The sequence below is a fragment of the Elstera sp. genome (genome assembly GCF_044372965.1).
Classification (GTDB): domain Bacteria; phylum Pseudomonadota; class Alphaproteobacteria; order Elsterales; family Elsteraceae; genus Elstera.
In genome coordinates this window covers 1-10,190 of the sequence record NZ_JBILQX010000130.1, presented here as the reverse complement: position 1 = coordinate 10,190, position 10,190 = coordinate 1, and the positions used below count along the sequence as shown (strand labels likewise).

Sequence of the window (10,190 nt, the reverse complement as noted above, 5' to 3'; positions counted from 1 at the left end):
ACGGCAAACCCTTCCCCGGCGTTTATGCTACCTGCCTGGCCCATCTTGACGGGATCGAGCGCGCCCGCGTGCTCGCCATCGGCGATGGGTTGAAGACCGACATTAAGGGCGCGAACGGTGCGGGCATCGACTCGGTCTTGATCACCAGCGGCGTCCATGGCGAAGCGCTCAAGCTCGAATCCGATGGTTGGTTCGACGAGGCCGCCTTGTCGCACCTCATGACCCAGGAGCAGGCGCAGCCGACCTACGTGCTGCACCGGCTCCAGTAAAGATTACGCCGAATGGGCGGCGCGACTATCCTCCGGGGCTTCCTTGCGGTCGGTTAAGCCATAGTCGCGAATAACGGACGCAATCCGCAGGCGGTAGTTCTGAAAAACCCCGCTGCGCCCCAGACTTTGCGCCGCACGGTGGGCGGGGCGGTTGCGCCAGTCGAGTACAGCGGCTTCATCGCGCCAGAAGGAGAGCGAGAGCAGTTTACCCGGCGTCGCGAGGCTCTCGAAACGCTCGATGGAGATAAACCCGTCGATTCCGAGTAACTCTTCTTTCAAGAGGGCCGCCGTATCGAGATAGGTGGCGGTCTGGCCCTCGGCGGGCCAGACTTCGAAGATGACGGCGATCATGGCTTTATCAGGCCCGCGTGCGGGGCGGAGGCAAGGCGCAGGAAGATGCGGTCCTCGCGGCGAATGAACTGCTCGCGCTTGGCGAACTGATAGTTTTCGCGGCCCAAGGCGCTGTCGCGCAGCCGGGCGCGGTATTCTTCGTAGGCGGCGAGATTGGGCAGCGTGTAGACGCCGTAAGCGGTGGTGGCCGAGCCCTCGTAGGGCGCGAAATAGCCGAAGAGATCGGCCCCGCAGGCCGGGATCGCCTGACCCCAAACCTGGGCGTAATGCTGGAAGGCTTCGACCTTGAACGGGTCGATTTCATAGCGAATGAAACAGGCGATTTTCGTGTCGGCGGTCATCATGTTCTCCTGGTTGGATGCCCGATCTTAGCGGCTTGAGCGGCTTCCATGCTTCGGCTATAACCGAAGTATGAAAGAAGGCCCCACCATTGCCCCGCTCGCCGCCCTGATCGGCGATCCCGCCCGCGCCAATATGCTGACGGCGCTGATGGATGGGCGCGCGCTGACCGTCTCGGAACTGGCGCAGGCCGCCGGGATTGCCCTGCCGACCGCAAGCGAACATCTCGGCAAGCTCGAGAGTGCCGGATTATTGGCGGCGGCGAAACAGGGGCGGCATCGCTATTTCCGCCTCTCCGGGCCGGATGTGGCGGATGTACTGGAAGGGCTGATGGGGCTCGCCCAGCGCACCGGGGCCACGCGCACCCGCACGGGGCCAAAAGACCCGGCTTTGCGCGAAGCGCGCGTTTGTTACGATCATCTTGCCGGGGAAAAGGGCGTGGCGCTGTTCGATGGGTTGGTTCAGCAAGGCTTTCTAACCCCGCTTGATACGCCGACCTTGACCGAGACAGGGCGGGGCTTTTTTGCCGGGCTTGGCTTCGATCTGCCGTCCTTGGGGCGCGGGCGGCGGCCCCTGTGCCGCCATTGCCTGGATTGGAGCGAACGCCGCGCCCATCTGGGCGGGGCCTTGGGGGCCGAAACACTGGCCTTCATCGGGGCGCAAGGTTGGGCGAAGCGGGAGCCGGGGCGGGTCGTGCGCTTCACACCCTCGGGCGCAAAAGCCTTCGCGGCGACATTTCGTCTCGCTCCCTATCGCACCGCCGAAAACCCCGCTTAACCCCCGTTGATTCCCGCTGCCATCTCGTGCCACGCTAAACCGTAACAATCGGGCGCGGGGGGAGCGGGTGACGGAGAGCCAAAAACAGGTGAGCCAAACCCAGGGAACGCCACGGTTGATCGTGCGCGGAATCAAGAAGCATTTTCCCGGTGTTCGCGCCGTCGATGGGGTCGATCTCACCCTGATGCCGGGGGAAATCCACGCGCTGCTCGGTGAGAATGGCGCGGGCAAAAGCACCCTGATGAAGATCATCTATGGTCTGCTCCAGGCCGACGAGGGCACGATCCAGTGGGAAGGCGCGCCGGTGGCCTTCACCGATCCGGCAGCAGCGCGGGCGGCGGGCATCGGCATGGTGTTCCAGCATTTCGTCCTGTTCGAAACCCTGACGGTGACGGAAAACATCGCCCTCGCGCTCCCGGAAGGGCGGGTCGGTGAGAGTTTGGCCGATGAAATCCTGGAGCTTTCCAAACGCTATGGGCTTGCGCTCGATCCGAATCGTGCAGTCCATGCCCTCTCGAGCGGCGAGCGCCAGCGTGTTGAGATTATTCGCTGCCTGCTGCAAGACCCCCGCCTGCTGATTCTCGACGAGCCGACCTCGGTGCTTACCCCGCAGGAAGCCGATGCCCTGTTCGTCACGCTGCGGCGGCTGGTGTCCGAGGGGCGGACCATTCTCTATATTTCCCACAAGCTACCGGAAATTCAGGCACTGTGTGATCGGGCGACGATCCTGCGCGCGGGCAAAGTGGTCGATAGCTGCGATCCGCGCACCACCTCCCCGGCGATGATGGCGGAAAAAATGGTGGGGAAGGTGGACCGGCCAACCCGGCGCGCGACGCATTTAAAGGCCGACGCGCCGGTGCGGTTTTCGGTGCAGAATCTCGCGCGCAAGGCCGACGATCCCTTGGGGATCGATCTTAAGAACATCAGCTTTTCCTTGCGCGCTGGGGAAATTCTGGGCGTGGCGGGGCTTGCGGGCAGCGGCCAGTCCGAACTTCTGGCAGCTTTGGGTGGCGAAGTGCTGGTCGCGCCCGATGTGATCCGGCTCGATAATCAGCCAATTGGCGCGCTGCCCGTGGCGGCGCGGCGTTCGGTCGGCCTATCCTACGTCCCGGAAGAGCGCTTGGGCCGCTCGGCGGTGCCCGATCTCGATTTGACGGCGAATAGTATCCTTTCCGGCTGGCAGCGACCCGAGTTGGTTGCGGGTGGGTGGCTGAAGCGCGGGGCGATGAAAGCCTTTGCCGAAAAAATCATCGCTGATTACCGCGTGATGCCGCCGACGGCGGGCAGCCTCGCCCGGCGGCTCTCGGGCGGGAACTTGCAGAAATTTATTATGGGCCGCGAAATCCTGGCCAATCCGAAAGTGCTGATCGTCGCGGCCCCGACCTGGGGCGTCGATGCCGGTGCGGCGGCGGCGATTCACCGGGCGCTGTTGGCATTGGCCGAGGCGGGAACGGCGGTGCTGGTCATCAGCCAAGACCTCGACGAACTCTTCACCCTCTGCGACCGAATGGCGGCGCTGTTTCACGGTGGCCTCAGTCTTGCAGTCCCAACGGCGGAACTCAGCCAGGAGACGGTGGGATTGATGATGGGAGGCGTGGCGGATGCCGCCTGAAGCCGCCGTTGTATCGGCAAAGCGGGGATTTAGCCTGCGTCTGGAAGCCCGGACGGAAACGCCGCGCTGGTTGGTCTATGCGACGCCTTTGTTGGCGCTGGCGTTGACGGTGCTGAGCGGGGCGGGGCTGTTTGCCCTGCTGGGCGTTGATCCGCTCAAGGCGCTCTATGGCTTTTTCATAGAACCGATTTCGGACCTCTACGGCTGGACTGAACTCGGCGTTAAGGCGATTCCGCTGGCCCTCATCGCCCTTGGCCTGTCGCTAGGGTTTCGGGCGAATGTTTGGAACATCGGCGCGGAGGGGCAACTTACCGTTGGTGCGATTTGTGCGGGCGGAGTCGCGTTGATCTTCTGGAATAGTGGCGGCTGGTGGAGTCTGCCGATGATGGCGCTGGCGGGGCTCGGCGGCGGGGTTGCCTATGCGGCGATTCCGGCGCTGCTGCGGACGCGCTTCAACGCCAATGAAATTCTGACCAGCCTGATGCTGACCTATGTGGCGCAGCTTTTCCTGGGCTATCTAGTGACCGGCCCGTGGCGCGACCCGGATGGGTACAACTTCCCGCAAAGCCGGCCGTTTGATGCCGACGCGCTGATGCCGCCAATTCTGGAGGGGTTCCGGCTGCATTGGGGGCTGCTTGTGGTGATCGTGGCGGCGGTGGCGGCGCAAGCGGTGCTGACGCGCTCGTTGCTCGGTTATAAGCTGACGGCGACCGGGCTTGCGCCTGCGGCGGCACGCTTTGCCGGATTTTCCGCGCCGGGCGTCGTCTGGACCTGCCTTCTCATCGGCGGCGGCTGCGCCGGGCTCGCGGGGATGCTGGAAGTGGCGGGACCGATTGGCCAACTGATGCCCACCGTTTCGCCGGGCTATGGGTTCACGGCCATCATCGTCGCCTTTCTCGGGCGGTTGAACCCCTTCGGCATCTGCGCGGCGGCGCTATTGCTGGCGCTATCCTATATCGGGTCGGAGGCCGCCCAGGTAACGTTGAAGCTCTCGGCTTCGGTGGGAACCGTGTTTCAGGGTTTGTTGCTCTTCTTCGTGTTGGCCTGCGACGTGCTTCTCGCCTATCGCATTCGTCGGGGGTAGGCGCAGGAATGGATATTGCCGCATCGATTCTGGTGGCCGTGATGATGGCTTCGACCCCTTTGCTGCTCGCGGCCCTGGGAGAACTCATTACCGAAAAGTCGGGCGTTCTGAATTTGGGCGTCGAAGGCATGATGCTGGTTGGCGCGGTGTGCGCCTTCGCCGTTGCCCATCAATCGGGCAATGCCTATTTTGGCGTCATCGCCGGGGCGTTGGCGGGCGTTCTGCTGTCGGCGCTGTTCGCGGTTCTCGTGCTCGTGCTGCTGACCAATCAGGTCGCGACCGGCCTCGCCTTGACCCTGTTCGGCTTGGGACTGTCGGCGCTGATTGGCAAGAATTTGGTTGGGCAGCCGATTCCGCGCCTGCCGGTCCTGTCGATTCCCGGTATCAGCGATTTACCGGTGATCGGGCCGCTGCTGTTCGGGCATGATCTGCTGGTGTATCTGTCGCTGGCGCTTACGTTTCTGGCCCATCGGGTCATTACGCGCACGCGGCTGGGGCTGACGTTACGGGCGGTCGGCGAATCGCCCCAGGTGGCCCACGGCCTTGGCCTGTCGGTGCGGCGCGTGCAACTCATGGCGATTCTCACCGGCGGGGCGCTGTCGGGGCTCGGCGGCGCTTACTTATCGCTGGCCTATACGCCGATGTGGGCGGAGAATATGACCTCGGGGCGCGGCTGGATTGCGCTGGCGCTGGTGGTGTTCGGCACTTGGCGGCCCCTGCGCGTGCTGGCGGGGGCCTATCTGTTCGGCGCGATGACCCTGGCGCAACTGCATCTGCAAGGTTTGGGCGTGCCGATCCCGTCGCAGTTTCTCTCGATGCTTCCTTATTTGGCCACGGTGCTGGTGCTGGTGCTGATGTCGCGCGATGCCGTGCGCATCAAGCTGAATGCGCCGGCGGCCCTGGGCAAAAGTTTTCACCCTGATCGTTAACCGCGCGGAAGGAGTATTCCCCGTGACTTCCCGAACTCTTAAAGCTCTTCTTGTTGGTGCCGTTGCCGCCCTCAGCCTGACCGCAGGCGCGGCCCTGGCTGCCGACGCCAAAACCAAAGTAGCCTTTGTCTACGTCGGCCCGATTGGCGATCACGGCTGGAGCTACCGCCATAACGAAGGCCGGTTGGCGATCGAAAAAGCCTTCCCCGGCAAGGTCGAAACCACCTATGTGGAAAGCGTGCCGGAAGGGGCCGATGCCGAGCGGGTTATTCAGCAGCTCGCCGCCAAGGGTAATAACCTGATTTTCACCACCAGCTTTGGCTATATGGAGCCCACTCTGAAGGTGGCCGCGCGCAACCCGAAGGTTTTCTTCGAGCATGCCACGGGCTTCAAGCGGTCGGCGAATGTGGCGACCTATGCCGCCAAGTTCCACGAAGGCCGCACCGTGATCGGCCTGATTGCGGGTAAAATGACGAAAACCGGCGTGGTCGGTTACATCGCCTCCGTGCCAATCCCCGAAGTGGTTAGCGGTATCAATGCCTTTACTCTGGCGCTGAAGTCGGTTCGCCCCGACGCGCAGGTGAAGGTGATCTATGTAAACTCCTGGTACGATCCGGGTAAGGAAGCCGCCGCCGCCAAAGCGCTGCTCGATCAAGGTGCGGATATTCTCACCCAGCATACCGACAGCCCGGCCCCGATCCAGGTGGCCGAAGAGCGCGGCGTTTACGCCTTCGGTCAGGCGTCCGACATGACCAAATTCGGCCCCAAGGCGCATCTGACCGCGATCGTCGACAATTGGGATGCCTATTACGTCGCCCGGACGAAGGCGGTAATGGAGAAGACCTGGAAGTCGGGCGACGTTTGGGAAGGGTTCGAAACGGGCATGGTGGCACTCGCCCCCTATAACCCGGTGCTGCCGAAGGATGTGGTGGACCTCGCCGAAACCGCCCGCAAGGATATTATCGCAGGCAAACGTCATCCGTTCACCGGACCGATTCTGGATAAGGACGGCAAAGAGCGGGTTGCGGCGGGCAAGACGGCGACGGATAAGGACATCCTGTCGATGGATTGGTACGTGCAGGGCGTTTCGGGCGATCTGCCGAAGAAATAAGCCGGTCCTGTATCGATTGCGGTGGAAAGGAGCGGCTTTGGCCGCTCCTTTTTATTTGAAGCTTGGGGGGCGAGTGCCTTGAATGGCTTGCGGTATCATGATAACGCCGCAGCATGATCTCCTACGTCATCAATGCCTTCGGCAAACGCGCCCATCTCCCCGCCGTGCTCGCCGCGATTCGCGCCCAGCAGGGGCTCGAAACCTATGAGATTATCGTCGTCGATCCCGCCTCGCCCGATGGGGTGGGGGCCTATGCCGAGGCCGAAGCGGCGCAGGATGCGCGGCTGCGGGTTATTCATGTCGAGGATCACGGTCCCGGCCAAGCGATCAATGCCGGGCTTGCGGCGGCGGGTTTTCCGCTCTGCCACCTTCTGGATGGGGACGATCTGCTGGCCCCCACGGCGACCGCAACGCTGCTAGCGGATCGTGCCGCTTATCAGGCCGATGCCATTATTGCCCAAGGCGGCTTCTATACCGGGAACGGGCCAGTGTTTCCGCCCGAAGTTCCGGCGGCAACCTGGATTGTCCGCCCAGAAGAAGCGCTCCAGGCGATGATCCGCCACGCGCCGTCTAACATGAGCGGCACACTGATCCGCACCGACTTTGCCCGCGCCTTCGGTGGCTGCGACGCGCGCGTATGGGTACATGATTATTCGCTGTCGTTGCGCGCCTGCTGCGCGGGCCGCGTGCTGCTGACGGACCGGCCGGTCTGGCAAGGCCCGGCGACGGACGAAAGCCGCATCATGCTGAGCCAGAAGCGGCAGATGTTCCATGATTTTAATGCGGCGCTCGCCTATCTGGTCGAAGATCACCCGGAGATACCCGCAGCGTTGCAGCGCCTCGCCCTCAACCGGGCAGCAGGCCGGGCGCTAAAGTGGTTGCGGCGGGAAGCGCAGCAAGCGGCTCCGGTCGGGGCATTCTTACGTTACGGCCTGTCCTATCTGCCGCCGCAGGTGCCGTTACGGCGAGCGGATTTACTCCACGCGACGTTGTCGGCTTTTCAGGCAACGGGAAGCATCCGAAAGCCTTAAATCCAGCCCTTGCGCTTGAAATAGAGATACGGGCCGAGGGCCGACAGGATCATCAGCATAATCGCCATCGGGTAGCCAAAATCCCATTTCAATTCGGGCTGAATTTCGAAATTCATCCCGTAGATGCTGGCAATCAGCGTTGGCGGCAGAAAAGCCACCGAGGCGACGGTAAAGATTTTGATGATGGAATTCTGTTCGATATTGATTAGGCCCAAGGTGGCATCGAGCAGGAAGTTCACCTTCTGCGACAAGAAGCCCGCGTGATCGTGCAGCGATTTAATATCGCGGGTGAGCATCTTTACCGTATTGCGGGCGTCCTTGCTGAGCCAGCTACCGCCAATATTGCCCGCATAAGCAATGGCGCGGTTCAGCGTCATCAAGCTTTCCGAAATACCCGAGACCATCTGCCCGGAGCGGCCGATTTTCGATAGGGCCTCTTCCAACGCAACGCCGGTGCGGCCCTTCGCGTCCTTACTGTCGAACACCCGCTGCCCCGTGCGCTCCAGATCGGCAGAGATACGCTCTAGCACGTCGGCGACCCGGTCCACGAGGGTTTCCAGCAGCCCGGTCCAGACGGTATCGGAGCCCGCCCATTGGGTGGGGTTACGCTGTACCCGGTTGGCGAATTGAATGAACGGCAGCGGGTCGGCATAGCGCACGGTCACAAGCGCTTTTGGCGTCAGCACGAAGGTAACGGCATTGGTTTCAGGCCGGCCGCTATCGAACTTCGACATGATCGAAACGGTCATGAACAGCGCGCCGTCCTCCTCGTAAAGGCGACTGGAGACTTCGATTTCCTGCATCTCTTCGCGGCTGGGAAGCTCGATGCCCAAGCTGCGCTGAACCGCGTGGATTTCAGCGGTCGTCGGCTCCAGCAGATCGTACCACATGGCGGGCGGCAGATGGGTCGGCAACTCGCCCAAGGGAAGCCGCTGGGTTGCGGCATCGGCAGAGAGGAACAGGGTCAGCATGAAGCACCTCGCGGGGCAGCAAATCTTCTTCGAGGACGCTGCAAAAGGAAGCGGCAAGGGTGTGGGCGCAAAGTGCCTTTGTCGTGCCGCATTCGCAATTGAATAATGCTCGGCAAAATCGGATTCTACGGACGACACGGTGGGAGCATAAGAATGCGCGCTAAGGGTATTGTTCAGACAGGTTTCATTCTCACGCTGCTGGGGATAGCAGCGCCCGCGCTCGCCCAATCACCGGCGGGAACGCTGATGACCGATGCGCGCGAGATTGCGACCTGCCTCTGCCTCAATCAGTCCGTCTTGAAGCGGGAAGGGGAGTTAGGGGCGGTGCGCGCGACTTATGAGGCGCTGCGCCGGTCCATCGCCGACCAAACGACCGCCCTGAACGCCAAACGCCCGACGGTCAATGTGAACGATCCAATGTCGGTCGACGCCTTTCGCGCCCAAATGGAAAAACGCGATGACGACGAGGCGCGGCTGGAGCAGGATGTCTATCCTGGCCTGCAAACCCAAACCACGGCCTATAATGCGCGCGTGGCCGACTATTCCCAGCGCTGCGGCGGGCGTTATATGGACGAACCTGTTCTAAAAGCGGTTCAGAAAACCCTTGTCTGCACAATCGACCCTTAACCTACGGAACCCTTTGCCATGACCGGACAGCGGGAGTCTTTTCTCATCGAGATCATTCGCCAAGGCAGCTACGCCAAAGCCACGGCGGTGGACCCGCGCACGGGGCAAGAGGCTTCGATAGTCGGCCCGGCGGCAGCGGCGGATGCGATTCTGAGCCGGCAGGCATGCAATAAGCTGCAACGCATGCTCGCGACGGCGGTCAGGTCACGGGCGAGTGGTTTTTCGCTCTAACGACCGCCGGTAAATTTTCTCGCCGATCTTGCGAATTATTATAGAATTTGTCGGGTACGGATAATAAACGCGGCACCCCTGGTGCCGCGTTATCCCTATAGCGCTACGATATTCGCTTAGGCCGAAATCTTCTTACGGCGCCCGCGGGTAACATCGGCAAGTCCTGTACGGCCTAAGCCGATCTGCTTGGCAAATTGCGACCGCTGCTCGGCGTAGTTGGGCGCAACCATCGGGTAGTCGGCCGGGAGCCCCCATTTGGCGCGATAGTCATCAGGGGTCAGGTTGTAGGCCGTGCGTAAATGACGCTTCAGCATCTTCAGCTTTTTACCGTCTTCCAAACAAATGATATAGTCTGGAAATATCGAGCGTTTGATGGGAACGGCGGGTTTCTGCGGCTCGACCACTTCAACCGGTTTATCGATCGAAATATCCTTCAGCGTTGCAAACACCGTGTGGATCAGATCGGTGATCTGACTGGGGGGAACATCATTCCGACCAACATAAGCTGCAACCACCTGAGTCGTCAGGTCCAATAGGATAGTTTGCGGCAATGCAATGGTATTCGTTTCTTCGCTCATCGGTGAGATATCGCCATAGGTTACAATTTCTAAGGTGAGATTATTATAGAGTGGGCCTAATCATCTTTCTACAAAAATCATATCAGGTTTCATGAAAATACCGTAACGCGGGTCTATGAGTAAATTTCACAAAAACAACTGTCGAGGCGTAATTTCCGACCGGATAAGGGCGTAGGGATGGCACCCTTGCATCATCCGGGGGGCGGCAGCGTTTGACCTTCCCGGCCCATATGTTATGGTCGCGCCTCTTCTCAAGTGTTGCCCCTGCAACAAGTGCTGA

General features: G+C 61.4%; 13 protein-coding genes. 9 read left to right on the top strand and 4 right to left on the bottom strand.

Annotated elements, in window-relative coordinates; genetic code table 11:
- Positions 1-269: HAD hydrolase-like protein (locus tag ACIQ36_RS14620; protein ID WP_395830556.1), on the top strand; the 269-nt coding region annotated here is incomplete at its 5' end.
- Between the two features lie 3 nt (positions 270-272).
- Here ACIQ36_RS14620 and ACIQ36_RS14615 read toward each other — a convergent pair.
- Together ACIQ36_RS14615 and ACIQ36_RS14610 are read right to left on the bottom strand one after the other, a co-directional pair.
- Entirely contained in the window at positions 273-620 is a 348-nt protein-coding gene (locus tag ACIQ36_RS14615; RefSeq protein WP_395830553.1) for an antibiotic biosynthesis monooxygenase family protein, read from the bottom strand.
- Complete coding sequence (locus ACIQ36_RS14610) at positions 617-964, bottom strand: NIPSNAP family protein (protein ID WP_395830551.1); 348 nt, start codon at positions 962-964, stop codon at positions 617-619. The genes ACIQ36_RS14615 and ACIQ36_RS14610 overlap by 4 nt, the downstream gene beginning before the upstream one ends.
- 67 nt (positions 965-1,031) lie before the next feature.
- Between ACIQ36_RS14610 and ACIQ36_RS14605 the strand changes: the two genes are divergently transcribed.
- From ACIQ36_RS14605 to ACIQ36_RS14580, 6 genes are all read left to right on the top strand, one after another.
- Positions 1,032-1,736, top strand: a complete 705-nt coding sequence (locus tag ACIQ36_RS14605; protein ID WP_395830549.1) for an ArsR/SmtB family transcription factor — start codon at positions 1,032-1,034, stop codon at positions 1,734-1,736.
- Positions 1,737-1,803: 67 nt separating this feature from the next.
- Complete coding sequence (locus ACIQ36_RS14600) at positions 1,804-3,348, top strand: ABC transporter ATP-binding protein (RefSeq protein ID WP_395830547.1); 1,545 nt, start codon at positions 1,804-1,806, stop codon at positions 3,346-3,348.
- Positions 3,338-4,432 carry an ABC transporter permease gene (locus ACIQ36_RS14595; RefSeq protein WP_395830545.1) on the top strand — a complete coding sequence of 365 codons (1,095 nt, stop codon included), beginning with the start codon at positions 3,338-3,340 and terminating at the stop codon, positions 4,430-4,432. Before ACIQ36_RS14600 ends, ACIQ36_RS14595 begins: the two co-directional genes overlap by 11 nt.
- A gap of 8 nt (positions 4,433-4,440) precedes the next feature.
- Entirely contained in the window at positions 4,441-5,361 is a 921-nt protein-coding gene (locus ACIQ36_RS14590) for an ABC transporter permease (RefSeq protein WP_395830543.1), read from the top strand.
- 22 nt (positions 5,362-5,383) lie between these two features.
- Positions 5,384-6,472: a BMP family ABC transporter substrate-binding protein gene (locus ACIQ36_RS14585; RefSeq protein WP_395830541.1), complete on the top strand. Its 1,089-nt coding sequence runs from the start codon at positions 5,384-5,386 to the stop codon at positions 6,470-6,472.
- Between the two features lie 113 nt (positions 6,473-6,585).
- Positions 6,586-7,503 carry a glycosyltransferase family 2 protein gene (locus tag ACIQ36_RS14580; RefSeq protein ID WP_395830540.1) on the top strand — a complete coding sequence of 306 codons (918 nt, stop codon included), beginning with the start codon at positions 6,586-6,588 and terminating at the stop codon, positions 7,501-7,503.
- Here ACIQ36_RS14580 and ACIQ36_RS14575 read toward each other — a convergent pair.
- Positions 7,500-8,474 carry a magnesium transporter CorA family protein gene (locus ACIQ36_RS14575; protein WP_395830538.1) on the bottom strand — a complete coding sequence of 325 codons (975 nt, stop codon included), beginning with the start codon at positions 8,472-8,474 and terminating at the stop codon, positions 7,500-7,502. The genes ACIQ36_RS14580 and ACIQ36_RS14575 overlap by 4 nt on opposite strands.
- 153 nt (positions 8,475-8,627) lie before the next feature.
- On the opposite strand from ACIQ36_RS14575, the gene ACIQ36_RS14570 reads away from it, so the two are divergent.
- Together ACIQ36_RS14570 and ACIQ36_RS14565 are read left to right on the top strand one after the other, a co-directional pair.
- Entirely contained in the window at positions 8,628-9,101 is a 474-nt protein-coding gene (locus ACIQ36_RS14570) for a hypothetical protein (RefSeq protein WP_395830536.1), read from the top strand.
- Positions 9,102-9,119: 18 nt separating this feature from the next.
- Positions 9,120-9,332, top strand: coding sequence for a DUF6898 family protein (locus ACIQ36_RS14565; RefSeq protein WP_395830534.1), 213 nt, complete (start codon positions 9,120-9,122; stop codon positions 9,330-9,332).
- A gap of 116 nt (positions 9,333-9,448) precedes the next feature.
- On the opposite strand, the gene ACIQ36_RS14560 is transcribed toward ACIQ36_RS14565, so the two are convergent.
- Entirely contained in the window at positions 9,449-9,910 is a 462-nt protein-coding gene (locus ACIQ36_RS14560; protein WP_395830532.1) for a MucR family transcriptional regulator, read from the bottom strand.
- Between the last annotated feature and the right edge of the window lie 280 nt (positions 9,911-10,190).